This is a genomic window from Pseudomonas sp. S150 (assembly GCF_004526365.1).
Classification (GTDB): domain Bacteria; phylum Pseudomonadota; class Gammaproteobacteria; order Pseudomonadales; family Pseudomonadaceae; genus Aquipseudomonas; species Aquipseudomonas putida_A.
On sequence record NZ_CP038207.1, the window covers coordinates 836,024 to 855,430 of the forward strand.

The window sequence follows — 19,407 nt, forward strand, 5'->3', positions numbered from 1 at the left end:
TTTGGGACGGCTACGCCGTCCATCGGGGATAAATCCCCTCACCACAAAGTTGAAATTCACCCTCAATTTGCTGTTAATCAAACAAGAGAGGATTCGATGACTTACACCGCTGCCGAAAACCGCTACGACTCCATTCCTTACCGCCGCGTCGGCCGCAGCGGTCTGGTGCTGCCGGCGCTGTCGCTGGGCCTGTGGCACAACTTCGGCGACAGCACGCCGATCGACACCCAGCGCGCCCTGCTGCGCACCGCGTTCGACCTGGGCATCAACCACTTCGACCTGGCCAACAATTACGGCCCGCCGTACGGCAGCGCCGAGATCAATTTCGGTCGCCTGCTGCGCGAAGACTTCAAGCAGTACCGCGATGAGCTGATCATTTCGAGCAAGGCCGGTTGGGATATGTGGCCCGGCCCGTACGGTCAGGGCGGCGGCTCGCGCAAATACGTGCTGGCCAGCCTCGACCAGAGCCTGCAGCGTCTCGGTCTGGACTATGTGGATATCTTCTACTCGCACCGCTTCGACCCGGACACCCCGCTGGAAGAAACCGCCAGCGCCCTCGCCACCGCCGTGCAGCAGGGCAAGGCGTTGTACATCGGCATCTCGTCGTACTCCGGGGTGAAAACCCGCGAGATCGCCGCGCTGCTCAAGGAATGGAAAGTGCCGCTGCTGATTCATCAGCCGGCGTACAACCTGCTCAATCGCTGGGTCGAAAAAGACCTGCTCGACACCACCGACGAGCTCGGTACTGGCGTCATCGCCTTCACCCCGCTGGCGCAGGGTCTGCTGACCGACAAGTACCTCAACGGCGTGCCGGCGGATGCGCGGGTCAATCGCCCGGGTGGCGGTTCGCTGCAGGCTTCGCACTTGTCCGAGGCCAACATTGCCCACGTGCGCGCACTGAACGAGATCGCCAAACGTCGCGGCCAGAGTCTGGCGCAACTGGCACTGGCCTGGACCCTGCGTGATCCACGGGTGACCTCGGCGCTGATCGGCGCGAGCCGGCCAGAGCAGATCATCGAGAACGTCGGGGCGTTGAAGAATCTGAGTTTCAGTGCTGAGGAACTGGCGGAGATCGACCGGTTTGCCCAGGAGGGCGGGATTAATCTTTGGGAGAAGCCTTCGACGGCGGAGTGAGTCACCCTCACCCCAACCCTCTCCCGGAGGGAGAGGGAGCCGACCGAGGTGTCTTGCGTCGTAAATCGACCTGAGAAACCGGGTCGATTATGGATTCAGCACAGATTGATCAGGTTTGCGTACTTCTGATGCATCCCCCAATCAGTCCCCTCTCCCTCCGGGAGAGGGTTAGGGTGAGGGGCTTTTGGCCTTCAACGCTCAGCGAAAAAACGGCACATCCCCCAACACCGTAGCCCGCTGCATCACCCGCCGTGCCGGACGGTAATCATCCACCGCGTAATGTTGGGTCACGCGGTTGTCCCAGAATGCGATGTCGTCCCGCTGCCAGCGCCAGCGAATGGTGAATTCCGGTCGGGTCGCATGAGCGAACAGGAATTTCAGAATCGCTTCGCTCTCGGTGTCCGACAGTTCGTTGATCTTCGAGGTGAAGCCTTCGTTGACGAACAACGAGCGCCGTCCGCTGACCGGATGGGAGCGGATTACCGGGTGTGACAACGGTGGGTTCTTGCGTCGTGCCTCTTCCCACTGTGCCAGTGCTTGCGGCGTGTTGCCGTAGCGCTCCAGCGGAAACGAGCGAGTGAAATCGTGAGTTGCAGTCAACCCTTCGAGCAAGGTTTTCATCGGCGCCGACAGTGCTTCGTAGGCGGCAATCCCGCTGGCCCACAACGTATCGCCGCCGAACTCTGGCAGCAGTTTGGCGCTGAGCACTGCGCCCATCGCCGGCGTTGGCAGGAAGGTCACGTCGGTGTGCCAGATCGCGTTGTCACGGACATCGGTGACCGCGGTGTCGAGGATCAGCACTTCGGGCTGCTCCGGCACGTTCGGGTAAATCGGATGGATGTGCAGGTCGCCGAAGTACGCGGCGAAACGTGCCTGTTGCGAAGGCTCGATCGGCTGGTTGCGGAAGAACAGCACCTGGTACTTGAGCAGCGCCTGCTCGATGGCGTCGCGCTGTTCCAGGTTCAACGGCTGGCTGACGTCGACGCCGCTGATCTGCGCGCCGAGGGCCGAGCTTAATGGGGTGATGGTCAGGCTGCTCATGGTGGGTCTCTGGAATTCGGGTTTTGAGCTTTTGGTGGGAGCGGGCTTGCTCGCGAATGCGGTGTGTCAGAAGACATTTCTGTGACTGATACACCGCATTCGCGAGCAAGCCCGCTCCCACAGGTTTTGGATGGCAAGTATTCAATGCGCCTGGCCGTGCCACGGCACCAGTTTGCGCTGCAGGGCGCGCAGGCCCATTTCCATGGCGAAGGCGATCAGGGCGATCACCAGAATCCCCAGCACCACCACATCGGTGACCAGAAATTGCGCAGCCGACTGCACCATGAACCCCAAACCGCTGGTGGCGGCGATCAGTTCGGCGGCGACCAGGGTCGACCAGCCAACGCCCAGACCAATTCGCACACCGGTGAGAATGTCCGGCAGGGCGCTCGGCAAAATCACATGGCGGATCAGTTGTGCGCGAGTGGCACCGAGCGACTGCGCAGCGCGCAATTTCGCCGGGTCAACGGTGCGCACGCCGGTCGCGGTAGCGATGGCGATCGGCGCGAAAATCGCCAAGTAGATCAGCAGCACTTTCGACAACTCGCCGATGCCACACCAGATCACGATCAGCGGCAGATAAGCCAATGGCGGAATCGGCCGGTAGAACTCGATCAACGGATCAAGCACACCACGGGCAATACGGTTGGCGCCGATGGCGATGCCCACCGGCACCGCGGTCAAAATCGCGAAACCGAGGCCCAGACCGATGCGGCTCAGGCTCGCGCCCAGGTGCTGCCACAGAGTTGAATCCATGTAACCGGTGGTCGCGAGCAACCAGCCTTTTTGCAGCACGGCGGACGGTGGCGGCAGGAACAGCGGTTCGATCAAACCGGTGGCAGTCACCGCCCACCAGATCACCAGCAAGGCGAACAGGGTCAGCAGGCTGATCCAGCGGGTGCTGAGGCTGCGCCGCACCGGAATCACCACCGATGGGCTTTTCACTGCGGGGGCGGAAACGTCGTAACTGCTCATGCGCGCTCCTGCCGTTGAACGGCGCTGCGTTGCGAGAAAACTTTGCTCAGTACGTGCTCGCGGGTCTCGATAAAACGCGGGTCGGATTTGATCGCTCGTGCCGATTCACCGGCGGCGTAGCGCTGACCGAAATCCAGATGCAGACGCTCGACAATCTGCCCCGGATTCGGTGCCAACAGAATCAGGTCAGTGGCGAGGAACACCGCTTCTTCGATGTCGTGGGTAATCAGGAACACCGGTTTGGCAGTGCGCTGCCAGACTTGCAGCAACAGCTCCTGCATCTGCTCGCGGGTGAATGCGTCGAGGGCGCCGAAAGGTTCGTCCATCAGCAGCACGCGCGGGTCGGCGGCGAGGGCGCGGGCCAGGCCGACGCGCTGTTTCTGGCCTCCGGAGAGTTGCCAGATGCGGCGGCTTTCGAACCCCGAGAGATCAACCAGTGCGAGCATTTCCCGGGCGATCTTTTCACGTTTGTCTTTGGCGACACCCGCCAGCTCCAGACCGAAAGCCACGTTAGCCAACACATCCTGCCAGGGCAGCAGGGCGTCATCCTGAAACACCACGCCACGTTCGGCGCTCGGGCCTTTGACCGGCACGCCGTCGAGGGTGATGCGCCCGGCGCTGGGTTCGACGAAGCCGGCAATCAGGTTCAACAGCGAAGTCTTGCCACTGCCGGACGGGCCGAGGGCGACCAGCAATTGCTGAGGCCCGAGGGTCAGGGAAATGTCCGCCAGCACCGGTTCCGGGCTGCCCGGGTACTGTGCGCTGATGCGCTCCAGCTGTAGCAAGGCCATCGCAATTAACTCCCGATCAGTTAGTGATGTATTTGGCGCTGACGTACGGCGCGTAGTCCGGCAGTACGGCTTCGACCTTGCCTTGCTCCTTGAGGAACGCGGCGGTGTCGGTGATGGCTTTGGTGGTCGGCGCGCCGAGTGTGATCACCTGATCAGCCGCCAGCGGGTAGACGTTGCCTTGCAGCAGCAATGGAATGTCGCTGGCCTTGGCTCCGGAGAGCTTCACCAGCTTGTCGACGTGGGACTGATCGGCGAGCCAGGCTTTCGGGTCCTTGCGGTAATCGGCGTAGGCGTCGAGGGTGACCTTGGCGAACGCGGTGACGATTTCCGGGTGTTTCTCGGCGAAGTCTTTGCGCACGATCCACGCATCGAAGGTCGGCGCGCCGAACTTGGCCAGTTCGCCGGAAGTGATCAGCACTTTACCGTTTTCCTTGGCCACACCGAGCGCCGGATCCCACACGTAAGTGGCGTCGATATCACCGCGTTTCCACGCGGCGATGATCGCTGGCGGGGCGAGGTTGAGCACGGTGACTTTCGACGGATCGATGTTCCAGTGCTTCAGCGCCGCGAGCAGGCTGTAGTGACCGGTGGACACGAACGGCACGGCGATTTTCTTGCCGACCAGATCCTGCGGGCTCTTGATTCCGGAACCGTCGCGGGCGACCAGTGCTTCGGCGGCGCCGATCTGGGTGGCGATGAGGAAAGTTTCCACCGGAACCTTGCGGGTGATCGCAGCGGTCAGCGGGCTGGAACCGAGGTAGCCGATCTGCACGTCACCGGACGCGATGGCGGCGATGATGTCGGCGCCGTTGTCGAACTTGCGCCAGCTGATGTCGGCCTTGGTGGCTTTTTCGTAGGCGCCATCGGCCTGGGCGACTTTCGCCGGGTCGACGGTGGTCTGGTAGGCGACGGTAAGGTCGGCAGCCTGCGCCAGAAAGCTCGCAGCAGCCAACGAGGCCACGGCCAGCAGGCGAAGCGGGAAATTCAGTTTCATGGGGGGAGTGCTCCAAATCAGGCGACCGACGATCGGCGTGAAAGGAGACTAAATGATCTAAGAATCTAAAAATAAATAACTTTTTAGACTTAGCTTATGAGCGGAAAAATCTAAGGCGTGAGGGATTGTGGATACTTCGGATCTTGTGTCAGACGTTTGGTCTTTACCCCCTCACCCCAACCCTCTCCCCCAAGGGGGCGAGGGGGAAAGGGAGCCGATCTTTATGCTTTTCAAGGCCTGAGTTCGGCTGGATATTTCAGGTCGGCGTCAATCTCAAGAGCACCTGAATCAGTCCCCTCTCCCTCCGGGAGAGGGTTAGGGTGAGGGGCTTTTAATTACTGATCGCCAGAATGCTCGCCTGATACGACCCGACAAACACATCGAAATCGCCAACCTCGTTCTGCTCCAGCTCCGCCTGTTGCGCCAGCGACGAGCGCGCCAGCTCTTCAAACTTCGCCTGTTCATCAGCAGCCAACGGCTCGCTGCGGAAGAACTCGGCATGCGCCTGGCTCTGGCGCAGGGAGAATTGCGCGAAGCTTTCCTTGTGCTCGGCCATGGTCGCCAGCACTTGGGCCGATGGGGTCAGGGACGAATCCTTGACCTTGGCCAGTTGCGCGTCCAGCGCCTTGCTGTGTGCGTCGCCGCCATGGCTCTGATCGAGCAATGCCGCCAGCGGTGCGATTTTTTCCAGCAGATCGGCTGCCCAAACCTTCAATTCGACCGCTTCACCGTCGCGCTGCAATTGCAGGCCCGGACGGCGACCTTCCTTGACCACGCTGAGGAAGTTCGAAGTGGCATTGCCGCACGAAGTGTTGGTCAGCAGCGGACTGTCGTTCAGCGCGCAGTACAGCAGGAACGCGTCGAGGAAGCGCGATTCGGTGACGTCGATGCCCATCGGCAGGAACGGGTTGATATCCAGGCAACGCACTTCGACGTACTGAATGCCCCGGGCCATCAGCGCCTGGATCGGCCGCTCGCCGGTGTAGGTCACGCGTTTCGGGCGGATGTTGGAGTAGTACTCGTTTTCGATCTGCAGGATGTTGGTGTTGAGCTGTACCCACTCGCCATCCTGGTGCGTGCCGACTTCCACGTACGGCGGGTATGGCGTGGCCACGGCCTTGCGCAGGCTGTCGGTGTAGCTCGCCAGATCGTTGTAGCACGGCGTCAGGCCGGCCTGGGCGTTGCTCTGGTAACCGAGGTCGCTCATGCGCAGGCTGGTGGCGTACGGCAGATACAGGGTGTCCGGATCCAGTTGTTCCAACTGGTGCGAACGGCCGCGCAGGAAGCCTGCGTCCAGCGCTGGCGAAGCCCCGAACAGGTACATCAGCAGCCAGCTGTAGCGGCGGAAGTTGCGGATCAGCGCGATGTACGACGATGACTGGAAGTCGCGGTCGGTGCCGACGAAACCCTCGGCTTCGCGCAGCAGCGGCCAGAGCTTTTCCGGCAGGGAAAAGTTGTAGTGAATCCCGGCGATGCACTGCATGGTCTTGCCGTACCGCAGGGCCAGGCCCTTGCGGTAGACGTACTTGAGCTGACCGATGTTGGACGTGCCGTAATAGGCGATCGGGATGTCTTCCTCGGCCGGCAACGGGCACGGCATCGATGGACTCCACAGGTACTCGTTGCCGAGCTTGCTGTAGGCAAAGCGATGAATTTTGTCCAGGCTCGCCAGCGTATCGGCCGGATCGGGCAGGGCGGGGGTGATGAATTCCAGCAGCGACTCGGAGTAGTCGGTGGTGATCTGTTCATTGGTCAGCGCGGAACCCAAGGCTTCCGGGTGCGGCGTTTGCGCCAGACGACCTTCACTGGTCACGCGCAGGCATTCACGTTCGATACCGTGGAGGCACTGTTCGAGCAGAGAGTGGTTGGCGCGCTCGCCGAGCAGAGCCAGGCGGCGGTTGAGAAGTTCGCTCAATTTGGATTCCTTCACGCGTCAGTCGCCCCAATATGGGGGTGGGCAGGACGGTCTACAAGGGTGAAGTTGAAACTGGCGTTTTCGCCTGGTTTTTTGGGCTCACGAAGCCCCTTTCGAACCGCCGACTTCAATCCCTGAATCTGGCAGATGCACGCGAAGATTATGCGGTCCCTGTGGGAGCGGGCTTGCTCGCGAATGCGGTGTATCAGTCACTGCCATGCACACTGACACGCCCCCTTCGCGAGCAAGCCCGCTCTCACAGAAAAGCTCGACGCTGCGATCACAGCGCCGAAATTAACTCAAAATGATGAACAACATCTACAGGACAGCGAACGTGCCTTGCGCTTTTGCGACCAGTTTGTCGCCCTGCATCACGTCGGCCTCGACCACCAGCGTGCGGCGGCCCGGGTGGATGACCCGCGCCGTGCACAGCACCTCACCGTCGGATACGGCGCGGATGTAGTTGATCTTGCACTCGATGGTCGCGCTCTGCTGATCGAAGCCGTGGGTGCTGGAACAGGCCAGCCCCATGGCGATATCGACCAGACTGAACAGCGCGCCACCGTGCAACTTGCCGCCGCGATTGCGCAGTTGTGGTTCCAGCACCAGGACGACTTGCGCCACCCCGGTTTCCAGGCTGTGCAGGCGGCAGCCCAACAGCTTGAAAAACGCGCTCTCGACGAGCCCGGCCGGAACTTCCATCAGCGTTTCTTCAACTGCTTGGCGTTGGCGAACAGCGAAGCCATGGCGTTGTTCACCGGTGCGGCTGTGGCCGTTTCCTTGCGTGGCGCGCTGTTCGACGACTGGCGCGGTGCCGAGCCCGGACGCGAACCACGGGCACCGTCGATTTTCTCGCCCGGGGTGTCGCTCATGCGCATCGACAGGCCGACGCGCTTGCGCGGGATGTCGACTTCCATGACCTTCACTTTCACCACGTCACCGGCCTTCACCGCTTCGCGTGGGTCCTTGATGAACTTCTCCGACAACGCCGAGATGTGCACCAGGCCGTCCTGATGCACGCCGATGTCGACGAACGCGCCGAACGCGGTCACGTTGGTGACGACGCCTTCGAGGATCATCCCCAGTTGCAGGTCTTTCAGGTCTTCGACGCCTTCCTGGAACTCGGCGGTCTTGAACTCCGGACGCGGGTCGCGACCGGGTTTTTCCAGTTCTTGCAGGATGTCGGTGACGGTGGGCAGACCGAAGGTCTCGTCGGTGAACTTCTTCGGGTCCAGACGCTTGAGGAACGCGGCGTCGCCGATCAGCGAGCGAATGTCGCGGTCGGTTTCAGCGGCGATGCGCTGTACCAGCGGATAGGCTTCAGGGTGAACAGCGGAAGAATCCAGCGGGTTGTCGCCATTCATCACGCGCAGGAAGCCTGCGGCCTGTTCGAAAGTTTTCTCGCCCAGACGCGCGACTTTCTTCAGCGCCGCACGGGTCTTGAACGCACCGTGCTCGTCACGGTGAGCGACGATGTTCTGCGCCAAAGTCGCGTTGAGGCCGGAGATCCGCGCCAGCAAGGCCACCGAGGCGGTGTTTACATCGACGCCGACGGCGTTTACGCAGTCCTCGACCACCGCATCCAGACCACGCGCCAGTTTCAGCTGCGACACGTCGTGCTGGTACTGGCCGACACCGATGGATTTCGGATCGATCTTCACCAGTTCGGCCAGTGGATCCTGCAAGCGGCGAGCAATCGACACCGCGCCTCGGATCGACACGTCCAGGTCCGGGAATTCCTTGGCCGCCAGTTCCGACGCCGAGTACACCGAGGCGCCGGCCTCGGAGACCATGACCTTGGTCATCTTCATCGCTGGATACTTTTTGATCAGCTCGATTGCCAGTTTGTCGGTTTCGCGGCTGGCGGTGCCGTTGCCGATGGCGATCAGGTCAACCGAGTGCTTGGCGCACAGAGCGGCCAGAATGGCGATGGTCTGGTCCCACTTGTTGTGCGGCACGTGCGGGTAAACCGTGGCGTGATCGAGCAGCTTGCCGGTGGAGTCGACTACCGCGACTTTGCAGCCGGTACGCAGGCCCGGGTCGAGGCCCAGGGTGGCGCGCGGGCCGGCCGGCGCGGCCAGCAGCAGGTCGTGCAGGTTGTGGGCGAAGACGTTGATCGCCTCGGTTTCGGCACCGTCGCGCAGCTCGCCGAGCAGGTCGGTTTCGAGGTGGGTGTAGAGCTTGACCTTCCAGGTCCAGCGCACCACTTCACCGAGCCATTTGTCGGCGGGGCGGTTCTGGTTCTGGATGCCGAATTGCTGGCCGATCATGCCTTCGCACGGGTGCATGGTGCCCGGCAGTTCGTCGCCGACTTTCAGCGCGGAGCTGAGGATGCCTTCGTTGCGGCCACGGAAAATCGCGAGTGCGCGGTGCGACGGCATGCTTTTCAGCGGCTCGTCGTGTTCAAAGTAATCGCGGAACTTCGCGCCTTCTTCTTCCTTGCCGGCGATCACGCGGGCGCTGATGGTCGCTTCCTGCTTGAGGAAGTTGCGCAGCTTTTCCAGCAGGCTGGCGTCTTCGGCGAAACGCTCCATCAGGATGTACTTGGCGCCTTCCAGCGCAGCTTTCACATCGGCTACGCCTTTCTCGGCGTCGACGAAGCGTGCGGCTTCGGTTTCTGGCGTCAGGCTCGGGTCGTTGAACAGGCCATCGGCCAACTCGCCGAGGCCGGCTTCCAGGGCAATCTGGCCCTTGGTGCGGCGCTTCTGCTTGTACGGCAGGTACAAGTCTTCGAGGCGGGTCTTGGTGTCGGCGAGCTTGATGTCGCGTTCGAGGGCAGGGGTGAGTTTGCCCTGCTCCTGGATGCTGGCGAGGATACTGATGCGCCGTTCGTCGAGTTCTCGCAGGTAGCGCAGACGCTCTTCCAGATGACGCAACTGGGTGTCATCGAGGCTGCCGGTGACTTCTTTCCGGTAACGGGCGATGAAGGGAACGGTAGAGCCTTCATCGAGTAGCGCGACGGCCGCTTCGACCTGTTGCGGGCGTACGCCGAGTTCCTCGGCGATGCGGCTGTTGATGCTGTCCATAAAACCACCTGACATATTGTGAAAGCAGGCTCGCAGGCACGGAAATAAAGGCCCGGAGTCTGGTTGAGCGGCTAGAAAATTGCCGCTGCCTGGGTCAAAAGGCACCCCATTGACCCGTGAAATCGAATAATTACTGCGCAGGCCCGGAAAATATCGCGGCCACCTGCGGTAACGATTCAGACGTTGCCTGGCACAAAACGCCGCGCATTATAACCAGCGTTCTGTCATTCGGGGGTGTAGCAGTCTGTAGGTAGAAACCCCGGTTTTCTGGCAGTGAAGGAAAAATCTGCTAACAATGCACACGGTGCGTATAACGGCAGCTACGCCATAATGCGCGCCGAGCTAAAAGGAGCATCCAATGAGCAGCACTGCAAACAATGCTGAAGGCGAAAAAATTCTAATTGTTGACGACGATCCGGGGCTGAGCAGCCTGCTGGAACGCTTTTTCGTCAGCAAGGGCTACCGCGCCCGTGCCGTACCGAACACCGAGCAAATGGACCGTCTGCTGTCGCGTGAAGTGTTCAATCTGGTCGTCCTCGACCTGATGCTGCCGGGCGAAGACGGCCTGACCGCATGCCGTCGCCTGCGGGCGGCGAACAATCAGATTCCGATCATCATGCTCACCGCCAAGGGCGATGAGATGAGCCGCATCAAGGGCCTGGAACTGGGCGCCGATGACTATCTGGCCAAGCCGTTCAACCCGGACGAGCTGATGGCACGGGTCAAAGCGGTTCTGCGTCGTCAGGCCGCACCGGTGCCGGGCGCGCCGGGCAGCGAAGACGAAAACGTCACCTTCGGTGATTACGTGCTGTCGCTGGCGACCCGCGAGCTGAAACGTGGCGAAGAAGTGCACATGCTCACCACCGGTGAGTTTGCGGTACTCAAGGCGCTGGTAATGAACGCGCGTCAGCCGCTGACCCGCGACAAACTGATGAACCTGGCCCGTGGCCGCGAGTGGGATGCCCTGGAGCGTTCCATCGACGTGCAGATTTCCCGTCTGCGCCGGATGATCGAACCGGATCCGTCGAAGCCGCGCTACATCCAGACGGTCTGGGGCGTGGGCTACGTGTTCGTACCGGATGGCGCCGCCACCAAGTGATCGGCGATTTGTAGGAGCGGGTCTGCGCAGACCGGGTTGATCGACCCTCTACGCAGACTCGCAATCCGCAATATGCGAGCATGGCTCGCTCCTGCAAGTGTGTAACGGTTATCGATGAAAACCCCCGTCTGGTTCCCCCAAAGTTTTTTCTCCCGCACCCTTTGGCTGGTGCTCATCGTCGTGCTGTTTTCCAAGGCGCTGACCCTGGTTTATCTGTTGATGAACGAGGACGTGCTGGTGGATCGCCAATACAGCCACGGCGTCGCCCTGACGTTGCGCGCCTATTGGGCGGCCGATGAAGAAAATCGCGCAAAGATTGCCGATGCCGCAACCCTGATCCGGGTAGTCGGCGCCGGTGTACCGGAGGGCGAACAACACTGGCCTTACAGTGAAATCTATCAGCGGCAGATGCAGGCGGAGCTGGGCGCCGACACCGAAGTGCGTTTGCGCATGCACTCGCCGCCGGCGCTGTGGGTGCGTGCGCCAAGCCTCGGCGACGGTTGGCTGAAAGTGCCGCTGTACCCGCATCCGCTGCGCGGGCAGAAAATCTGGAACGTACTCGGCTGGTTCCTCGCCATCGGCTTGCTGTCCACCGCCTCGGCGTGGATTTTCGTCAGCCAGCTCAACCAGCCTTTGAAGCGTCTGGTATATGCCGCGCGGCAACTCGGTCAGGGTCGCAGCGTGCGCCTGCCGATCAGCGATACGCCCAGCGAGATGACCGAGGTGTATCGCGCCTTCAACCAGATGGCCGAAGACGTCGAACAGGCCGGTCGCGAGCGCGAGCTGATGCTGGCCGGGGTCTCCCATGATTTGCGCACGCCGCTGACCCGCTTGCGTCTGTCGCTGGAGCTGATGGGTGATCGCAACGATCTGACCGATGACATGGTGCGCGACATCGAAGACATGGACGCGATTCTCGATCAGTTCCTCGCGTTCATTCGCGACGGTCGTGACGAGTCGGTGGAGGAAGTGGACCTGAGCGATCTGGTGCGTGAGGTGGCCGCGCCGTACAACCAGAGCGAAGAGAAAGTGCGTCTGCGTCTGGAACCGATCCAGCCGTTTCCGTTGCGTCGAGTGTCGATGAAACGCCTGCTGAACAACCTGATCGGCAACGCCCTGAACCATGCCGGCAGTGGCGTCGAGGTCGCGGCTTATGTGTCCGGTGATACCAGCGCGCCGTACGTGGTGTTGAGCGTGATGGACCGGGGGGCGGGGATCGATCCGTCGGAGCTTGAGGCGATCTTCAACCCGTTCACCCGTGGCGACCGTGCCCGGGGCGGGAAAGGTACCGGGCTGGGGTTGGCGATCGTGAAGCGGATTGCTTCGATGCATGGCGGCAATGTCGAGCTGCGCAACCGCTCCGGAGGCGGACTGGAAGCGCGGGTGCGGTTGCCATTGGGGTTGATGTTGCCGCGCGATGCGGTCTGACGATCGGGATATTCAGCGGGGCTGATGGCCCCTTCGCGAGCAAGCCCGCTCCCACAGGGGGAACGCATTCCAAAATGTGGGAGCGGGCTTGCTCCCGAAGGCGGCCTGTCAGCCGCCATATTTCCAACGGATCAACCTTTGCCTTTGGTCCGGGTCATATTCGGCCCGCCATTCTTCTCAAGGTGTTCGATGATGATCCCTGCCACGTTCTTGCCGGTGGTGGTCTCGATCCCTTCCAGGCCCGGCGACGAGTTCACTTCCATCACCAGCGGCCCGTGGTTCGAACGCAGGATATCCACACCCGCCACGGCCAGCCCCATGACCTTGGCCGCGCGCAACGCGGTCATGCGTTCTTCCGGGGTGATCTTGATCAGGCTGGCGCTGCCGCCTCGGTGCAGGTTGGAGCGGAATTCCCCAGGCTTGGCCTGACGCTTCATCGCTGCGATCACCTTGTCGCCGACCACGAAGCAGCGGATGTCGGCACCGCCGGCTTCCTTGATGTATTCCTGGACCATGATGTTCTGCTTCAGGCCCATGAACGCCTCGATCACCGATTCGGCAGCCGTGGCGGTTTCGCACAGCACCACTCCGATGCCCTGGGTGCCTTCCAGCACCTTGATTACCAGCGGCGCGCCGTTGACCATGTCGATCAGGTCGGGAATGTCATCCGGCGAGTGAGCGAAACCGGTGACCGGCAGGCCGATGCCACGACGCGACAGCAGTTGCAGCGAACGCAATTTGTCCCGCGAGCGGGCGATGGCCACCGATTCGTTGAGCGGAAACACCCCCATCATTTCGAACTGGCGCAACACGGCGCAACCGTAGAACGTCACCGACGCACCGATCCGCGGGATTACCGCATCGAACCCTTCCAGCGGCTTGCCGCGATAGTGGATCTGCGGCTTGTGGCTGGCGATGTTCATGTAGGCGCGCAAGGTGTCGATCACTACCATTTCGTGCCCGCGCTCGGTGCCGGCCTCGACCAGACGACGGGTGGAATACAGACGCGGATTCCGCGACAGCACAGCGATCTTCATGCAACACCTGTGGAGGAGGTAGATACCGGGAACACCGGCTTGTCTTGTACATATTTGATGCCCGGATTGACCACCAGTTGGCCATCGATCAGGGCTTTGGAACCGAGCAACAGGCGATAGCGCATGGACTTGCGGCAGGCGAGGGTGAACTCGACTGCCCAGACCCGATCACCGAGGGCCAGGGTGGTGCTGATCACATAGCGCACCTGCGCCTGGCCGTTGGAGCTTTTAATGGTTTTGCGCGTCACCAGCGGCGCTTCGCAGCGCCGGTGACGCAACTGCACCACCGTGCCCAGGTGCGCGGTGAAACGCACCCACTTCTCGCCGTCGCGTTCGAACGGCTCGATGTCGGTGGCATGCAGGCTGGAGGTGCTGGCACCGGTGTCGATTTTCGCCCGCAGGCCGGCGACTCCCAGATCAGGGAGCGCCACCCACTCGCGCAGACCGACAACGGTCAAATGGTCAAATGTCTTCAAAGGTGCTCAACCGGCAGAAACCGCTCGGGCCGCGTGCGGCCGAATTCGCGGTATTCACGCAGAATAAGGGTTAAAAGGCGACAGATATCTACGGCCCGGATCGCCGACCCCTCAAGCAGGTGTCGGCAGGTGTGCATTGTAATCCGGGACGGGGTCATTCATGGCACGACAGAAACGGTAGTACAGTTCATCAATATTTCAGAATGAGGAAATTCCATGGCACAAAAAAGCGAAGAGGACGACAAGGTCCGTCTCGACAAGTGGTTGTGGGCGGCGCGCTTTTATAAAACCCGGGCCCTGGCCAAAGCGGCCATCGAGAGTGGCAAGGTGCATTGCCGAGGCGACCGCTGCAAGCCTGGCAAAGAGCCACGCATTGGCGATGAGTTCGAGATTCGTACCGGTTTTGAAGAGCGCACAGTGAGGGTCGAAGCCTTGTCGATCGTGCGTCGCGGCGCGCCCGAAGCGCAGACGCTGTATACCGAGACCGAGGCGAGTATTGCCAAACGTGAAGCGGCAGCGGCGATGCGCAAGGCCGGGGCGTTAGGTGTGAGTACCGACGGCAAACCGAGCAAGAAGCAGCGGCGGGATCTGTTTAAATTTCGTGGGAACAGTAATAGCGATTGACCGGCACGGCGCACCATTGTGGCGAGGAAGCTTGCTCCCGCTGGAGGCCGAAGGACTCCCAATCCAGTCGATCATGTATTTCAAAGTACAACCGAGTCGACTGGTTCAGTGACTGCTACGCAGCCAAGCGGGAGCAAGCTCCCTCACCACAGGTGTGTGCAAACTGTCAGTTCGCGGCAGACACCACACTCATCCGCGAAACCAGCGGCAGTTTGCCCAGCAAAGCGAAAACCGGCGCAGTCACCTTCAGCCAGAAGTTGGCGGCGTGATAAGCGAACGGTGTGTAGTAACCCCAGCCCAACGCCCACACCGCCAGCAGCATGCCGCCGATGTAATCGTCCTGGCCCCAATGCGCGCCGGCCACCAGACGTGGCAGCATGAACAGCAACGCCAGGCCCCAGATCGTCAGGAACTGGCCGACTGAGCGACTGAAGACCCCCATGAACAGCGCCCAGATCAGCAACACCGAAGCATGGTCACCGGGGAAGCTCTGGCTCGAGCGATCCTTCAGCTCCCAGGCTTTTTCCAGATGCGGGAAGTAGTCACTCAGGTGCACCGCGCCTTCCAGCACCATCGATGGGCTGCTGTGCTGCCAGTCCATGTAGTCGGCGAATTTGGAAAACAGCGCGCGAATCACCACCATCAGCAGCAGAATCGAGAAAAAACCGAAGAAGGCGCGACGTACATCAATCGCCTTGAACACCCAGTCGCCCTTGATCAGCAGCGTCAGCAGAATCAGACCGACGACGATGTCGAACGGACGCAGACTTGCAATTGCCCAGATGTGGAGCCATATGGGGTTGCTGGCCAGTGGTGCATTGAGTGAGCGGAACAGCCACTCGTCGAAAATCACACACAGCATCTGGCCCGTAGGCCATAACCAGAAAGCCAGTAGTGCTAATGGCACTACGTTGCACAGAACCAGCCGGCCGAGGTTCCACCTTGATTGGAACAAACCCGGATTGTTCATAAAATGCCTCCCGTGGCTGAACGTTTTGCACCAAACAGGTGCGAAGAAAGCGCGGGATTTTCATCTTTTGTAACCTTTTTGTCATCAATTCAGATACCCAGACCTATGACCGACCTACCGGATACCGACTACACCCAACGCTTCATCTTCGATGACAGCGACACTCGCGGCGAACTGGTGGCGCTGGAACGCAGCTACGCCGAAGTCCTCGCCAAGCACCCGTACCCGGAGCCGGTCGCGCAGTTGCTGGGCGAACTGATGGCGGCCGCTTCGTTGCTGGTGGGCACCCTGAAGTTCGACGGCTTGCTGATTTTGCAGGCACGCTCCGAAGGGCCGATTCCGCTGCTGATGATCGAATGCTCCAGCGAGCGCGAGATCCGTGGTCTGGCGCGATACAACGCCGAGCAGATCGCTGCGGATGCCACGCTTGCCGACCTGATGCCGGGCGGTGACCTGACCCTGACCGTCGACCCGACGATCGGCCAGCGTTACCAGGGTATCGTCGACCTCGATGGTGAAACCCTGTCCGAGTGCTTCACCAATTATTTCGTCATGTCGCAACAGGTCGGCACCCGCTTCAAGCTGTTCGCCGACGGTCGCCGTGCTCGCGGAATGCTACTGCAGCAACTGCCGGCCGACCGCCTGAAAGACGAAGAAGAGCGCGCCGAAAGCTGGCAGCACATCACCGCCCTGGCCAGCACCCTGACCGCCGATGAATTGCTCAGCCTGGACAACGAAACCGTGCTGCATCGCCTCTACCACGAAGAGCAGGTGCGCCTGTTCGATGTGCAGAACCTGCGCTTCCGTTGCAGCTGCTCGCGGGAACGCTCGGGCAATGCGCTGGTCAGTCTGGGTCTGGAAGATGCGCAGGCACTGGTGGCTGAACGCGGCGGCGAAGTCGAGATCGATTGCCAGTTCTGCAACCAGCGTTACCTGTTCGATGCGGCCGATATTGCTCAATTGTTCGCTGGCGCAGGCGTCGACACGCCGTCAGATACCCGGCACTAAAACGGTTCAGCGCAGGTAAATTCACTGCGTAACGACGGAATTTCGCCGTTACGACGGGAGGACCCTACTCTTTTTGGGCTTTTCTGGCATAATCCGGCCCACTTTTTTCGCGGTAGTAGTGCACGACTTTCTACTACAAAACGTTTGGAGCACACTCGGCCACTGGCCGACGGGGAACCTCATGACGCAAGCCAATAACGCCGTGTACACCGATCTGAGTGTTGATGATCTGGTTAAAGAAGCCCTGCAACGCGGTGAGGGCGAGCTTGCCGATACCGGCGCTCTGGTAGTCCGCACCGGTCATCGCACCGGCCGTTCGCCAGTCGATCGTTTCATCGTTGAAGAGCCTTCCACCCAGGCCGCTATCGCCTGGGGCCCGATCAACCGCAAGTTCCCGGCCGACAAGTTCGACGCGCTGTGGGCTCGTGTCGAGGCGTTCAACAACGCGCAAGAGCACTTTGTTTCCCACGTGCATGTAGGTGCGGCTGAAGATCACTACCTGGCCGTGAAAATGACCACCCAGACTGCCTGGCAGAACCTGTTCGGTCGTTGCCTGTTCATCAACCCGGCCCAGTACAACCCGGCCGGTCGTGACGAGTGGCAAGTGCTCAACGTGGCCAACTTCGAGTGCGTGCCTGAGCGTGACGGCACCAACTCCGACGGTTGCGTGATCATCAACTTCGCGCAGAAGAAAGTGCTGATCGCCGGCATGCGTTACGCCGGTGAGATGAAGAAAGCCATGTTCTCCGTGCAGAACTTCCTGTTGCCGGCCGCTGACGTGCTGCCAATGCACTGCGCTGCCAACATCGGCGAAGAAGGCGACGTGACCCTGTTCTTCGGTCTGTCGGGCACCGGTAAAACCACCCTGTCCGCCGACGAGAGCCGTTACCTGATCGGTGACGACGAACACGGCTGGGGCGAAGGCGTGGTGTTCAACATCGAAGGCGGTTGCTATGCCAAGTGCATCGACCTGTCCGAGAAGAACGAGCCGGTCATCTGGAAAGCCATCAAGCACGGCGCAGTCCTGGAAAACGTGGTCATCGACGACGCCAAACACGCTGACTACGCCGATGTCAGCCTGACCCAGAACAGCCGCGCGGCCTACCCGCTGGAGCACGTTGCCAAGCGTTCCGAGAAGAACCTGGGCGGCGAGCCAAACGCGGTGATCTTCCTGACCTGCGACCTGACCGGCGTGCTGCCGCCAGTGTCGATCCTCAATGAAGAACAAGCGGCCTATCACTTCCTGTCCGGCTACACCGCGCTGGTGGGCTCGACTGAAATGGGTTCGGGCAGCGGCATCAAGTCGACCTTCTCCACCTGCTTCGGCGCACCGTTCTTCCCGCGTCCGGCTGGCGAATACGCTGAACTGCTGATCAAGCGCATCCGCGGCTTCGGCTCCAAGGTCTACCTGGTCAACACCGGCTGGACCGGCGGTGGCTACGGCGTCGGCAAACGCTTCAACATCCCGACCACCCGTGCGGTGATCGCAGCGATCCAGAGCGGCGCGCTGATCGGTGCCGCCACCGAGCACCTGGACACCATCAACCTCGACGTGCCACTGGCCGTACCGGGCGTTGAAACCAACCTGCTCAACCCACGCAACACCTGGGCTGACAAGGCTGCGTACGACGAAGCTGCCAAGGCGCTGGCCGGTCTGTTCATCGAGAACTTCAAGAAGTTCGAAGTGAGCGACGCGATCAAGGCTGCGGGTCCTAAGTTGTAAGGCTTAGTTCTGGTGAATAAAAAAGCCGCCTCTTAGGGGCGGCTTTTTTGTGGGTGTTCATTTTCTCAATGAGCCAATGCATTCAAAACATGAACCGGGTCGTTATGAATGGCCTTGAGCAAAGCTTTTGCCGGCCCGGTTGGCTCGCGACGGCCCTGTTCCCAATTTCGTAGAGTGCCGAGTTGGACGTCGATCAGTGCCGCAAATTTGGTCTGGGTCAAACCGGTAGCTTTACGAATTTCTTTGACCTGCAATGCATCAACGTGGAATTCGCGAGAAGGTGTGCGCTCGCCTCGTACGATCTCGTCCATCTCTTGCACACTTTCCATCAGCTCATCAAAAAACTTGCTCATGGTCATCTCCATTTTTCGATCAAGACCTTGAGTGCTTTACGCTCATCGCTGGACAGATCGTGTTGTTCATTTTTAGGGTAGATCATCAATAACCCGATTTGTGACGCCGAAACGAAGTGGTAGTAAATAACACGTGCTCCGCCTCGCTTGCCGTGTCCTTTCGCTGCGATTCGGGTTTTGCGAATCCCGCCTGTGCCTTCAATTACATCGCCAATCGAAGGGCTTACAACCAGTTGCTTCTGAAAAGCGGCGTACGTGTCATCATCCAGCAGCTCTTTTACTCGACGGGTAAAGATCCGAGTCTCAATAAAAATCATCGTAAATGTACGCCATTGGCTTACTTTTCAGCAATGCTGAAGTGATTTGAGTAGATGACTGGTAAGTGATCGTTCTCATGTCGAACATGGGAACGATCTGATCACTCAACCTTAGACTGGAGCTTTCCAGCCGAGCATCTGCTGCTGCGCGACCTGCAGCAGGTCACAGCCATCCTGCGTCAGCAGATAGAGGGCGTGGGTGATATGGGGGATGTCTTCGACGTCGGCTTGTTTGAAGCTGAGGCAGTAGAGGGTTTTCAGCAGGTCGCTGGAGGCGCGCAGGCGTTGGACGGCGCATTCGAGGATGTCTTGCGGGTTGGCCGTTGTGTCGATGATCAGGGGCTTGGTGTCGGTGAGGTTGGATTCGAGTGAGCGGTAGCGATCAGCGGGTAATTGATTCCATGTTTTCATTTTGTTGATCCTCAAATGCTTCAAGTGAAGCCACCACATCGTGACCAAGCGACAGGAGGCGACTGTGTTCGGGTTGGTCAACCGG

19 protein-coding genes are annotated in these 19,407 nt (G+C 60.5%); 6 read left to right on the top strand and 13 right to left on the bottom strand.

The annotated features are described in order from the left end of the window. The first annotated feature begins 96 nt into the window (after positions 1–96). Positions 97–1,134, top strand: a complete 1,038-nt coding sequence (gene mgrA / locus E3Z29_RS03860) for an L-glyceraldehyde 3-phosphate reductase (protein WP_007917913.1) — start codon at positions 97–99, stop codon at positions 1,132–1,134. A gap of 198 nt (positions 1,135–1,332) precedes the next feature. Here the strand turns inward: mgrA and tauD are convergent, their stop codons facing one another. The 7 genes from tauD to E3Z29_RS03895 form a co-directional block, all read right to left on the bottom strand. Further along, positions 1,333–2,175 carry a taurine dioxygenase gene (tauD, locus tag E3Z29_RS03865; protein WP_134785186.1) on the bottom strand — a complete coding sequence of 281 codons (843 nt, stop codon included), beginning with the start codon at positions 2,173–2,175 and terminating at the stop codon, positions 1,333–1,335. A 141-nt stretch (positions 2,176–2,316) separates the two neighbouring features. Further along, positions 2,317–3,150: a taurine ABC transporter permease TauC gene (tauC, locus tag E3Z29_RS03870; protein WP_115985222.1), complete on the bottom strand. Its 834-nt coding sequence runs from the start codon at positions 3,148–3,150 to the stop codon at positions 2,317–2,319. Next, positions 3,147–3,941 (bottom strand): taurine ABC transporter ATP-binding subunit, encoded by a 795-nt coding sequence (tauB, locus tag E3Z29_RS03875; RefSeq protein WP_123585649.1) that lies wholly within the window; start codon positions 3,939–3,941, stop codon positions 3,147–3,149. Before tauB ends, tauC begins: the two co-directional genes overlap by 4 nt. Before the next feature lie 16 nt (positions 3,942–3,957). Further along, on the bottom strand, positions 3,958–4,935 hold the full coding sequence (gene tauA, locus E3Z29_RS03880) for a taurine ABC transporter substrate-binding protein (RefSeq protein WP_134785187.1): 978 nt from the start codon (positions 4,933–4,935) through the stop codon (positions 3,958–3,960). Positions 4,936–5,266: 331 nt separating this feature from the next. After that, positions 5,267–6,850, bottom strand: a complete 1,584-nt coding sequence (gene gshA, locus E3Z29_RS03885) for a glutamate--cysteine ligase (protein ID WP_134785188.1) — start codon at positions 6,848–6,850, stop codon at positions 5,267–5,269. A 318-nt stretch (positions 6,851–7,168) separates the two neighbouring features. Then, on the bottom strand, positions 7,169–7,552 hold the full coding sequence (locus E3Z29_RS03890) for a PaaI family thioesterase (RefSeq protein WP_134785189.1): 384 nt from the start codon (positions 7,550–7,552) through the stop codon (positions 7,169–7,171). Further along, a complete protein-coding gene (locus E3Z29_RS03895) occupies positions 7,552–9,876 on the bottom strand; it encodes a Tex family protein (protein WP_134785190.1) in 2,325 nt (774 codons plus the stop codon). The genes E3Z29_RS03890 and E3Z29_RS03895 overlap by 1 nt, the downstream gene beginning before the upstream one ends. 358 nt (positions 9,877–10,234) lie before the next feature. On the opposite strand from E3Z29_RS03895, the gene ompR reads away from it, so the two are divergent. Next, complete coding sequence (ompR, locus tag E3Z29_RS03900; RefSeq protein WP_003220637.1) at positions 10,235–10,975, top strand: two-component system response regulator OmpR; 741 nt, start codon at positions 10,235–10,237, stop codon at positions 10,973–10,975. 114 nt (positions 10,976–11,089) lie between these two features. Then, positions 11,090–12,403, top strand: a complete 1,314-nt coding sequence (locus E3Z29_RS03905; RefSeq protein WP_027611205.1) for an ATP-binding protein — start codon at positions 11,090–11,092, stop codon at positions 12,401–12,403. Positions 12,404–12,534: 131 nt separating this feature from the next. Here E3Z29_RS03905 and rimK read toward each other — a convergent pair whose 3' ends face one another. Further along, a complete protein-coding gene (gene rimK, locus E3Z29_RS03910) occupies positions 12,535–13,440 on the bottom strand; it encodes a 30S ribosomal protein S6--L-glutamate ligase (protein ID WP_007949201.1) in 906 nt (301 codons plus the stop codon). Continuing rightward, positions 13,437–13,856 (bottom strand): ATP-dependent zinc protease, encoded by a 420-nt coding sequence (locus tag E3Z29_RS03915; RefSeq protein WP_232324076.1) that lies wholly within the window; start codon positions 13,854–13,856, stop codon positions 13,437–13,439. The genes rimK and E3Z29_RS03915 overlap by 4 nt, the downstream gene beginning before the upstream one ends. Before the next feature lie 276 nt (positions 13,857–14,132). On the opposite strand from E3Z29_RS03915, the gene E3Z29_RS03920 reads away from it, so the two are divergent. Beyond that, positions 14,133–14,540 (top strand): RNA-binding S4 domain-containing protein, encoded by a 408-nt coding sequence (locus E3Z29_RS03920; RefSeq protein WP_098966686.1) that lies wholly within the window; start codon positions 14,133–14,135, stop codon positions 14,538–14,540. Positions 14,541–14,706: 166 nt separating this feature from the next. Here E3Z29_RS03920 and E3Z29_RS03925 read toward each other — a convergent pair whose 3' ends face one another. Beyond that, entirely contained in the window at positions 14,707–15,510 is an 804-nt protein-coding gene (locus E3Z29_RS03925; protein WP_096796730.1) for a phosphatase PAP2 family protein, read from the bottom strand. Positions 15,511–15,615: 105 nt separating this feature from the next. On the opposite strand from E3Z29_RS03925, the gene hslO reads away from it, so the two are divergent. Together hslO and E3Z29_RS03935 are read left to right on the top strand one after the other, a co-directional pair. Beyond that, the gene (gene hslO / locus E3Z29_RS03930; RefSeq protein WP_098966688.1) at positions 15,616–16,518 is read left to right on the top strand and encodes an Hsp33 family molecular chaperone HslO; all 903 of its coding nucleotides are present in this window, start codon (positions 15,616–15,618) and stop codon (positions 16,516–16,518) included. Between the two features lie 181 nt (positions 16,519–16,699). Beyond that, positions 16,700–18,241, top strand: a complete 1,542-nt coding sequence (locus E3Z29_RS03935) for a phosphoenolpyruvate carboxykinase (RefSeq protein WP_027611209.1) — start codon at positions 16,700–16,702, stop codon at positions 18,239–18,241. A gap of 65 nt (positions 18,242–18,306) precedes the next feature. Here the strand turns inward: E3Z29_RS03935 and nadS are convergent, their stop codons facing one another. The 3 genes from nadS to E3Z29_RS03950 form a co-directional block, all read right to left on the bottom strand. Beyond that, positions 18,307–18,594 carry a NadS family protein gene (nadS, locus tag E3Z29_RS03940; RefSeq protein ID WP_098966690.1) on the bottom strand — a complete coding sequence of 96 codons (288 nt, stop codon included), beginning with the start codon at positions 18,592–18,594 and terminating at the stop codon, positions 18,307–18,309. A 2-nt stretch (positions 18,595–18,596) separates the two neighbouring features. After that, positions 18,597–18,911 carry a type II toxin-antitoxin system RelE/ParE family toxin gene (locus E3Z29_RS03945; protein WP_011331970.1) on the bottom strand — a complete coding sequence of 105 codons (315 nt, stop codon included), beginning with the start codon at positions 18,909–18,911 and terminating at the stop codon, positions 18,597–18,599. 111 nt (positions 18,912–19,022) lie between these two features. After that, positions 19,023–19,322, bottom strand: coding sequence for a hypothetical protein (locus E3Z29_RS03950; RefSeq protein ID WP_134785191.1), 300 nt, complete (start codon positions 19,320–19,322; stop codon positions 19,023–19,025). Between the last annotated feature and the right edge of the window lie 85 nt (positions 19,323–19,407).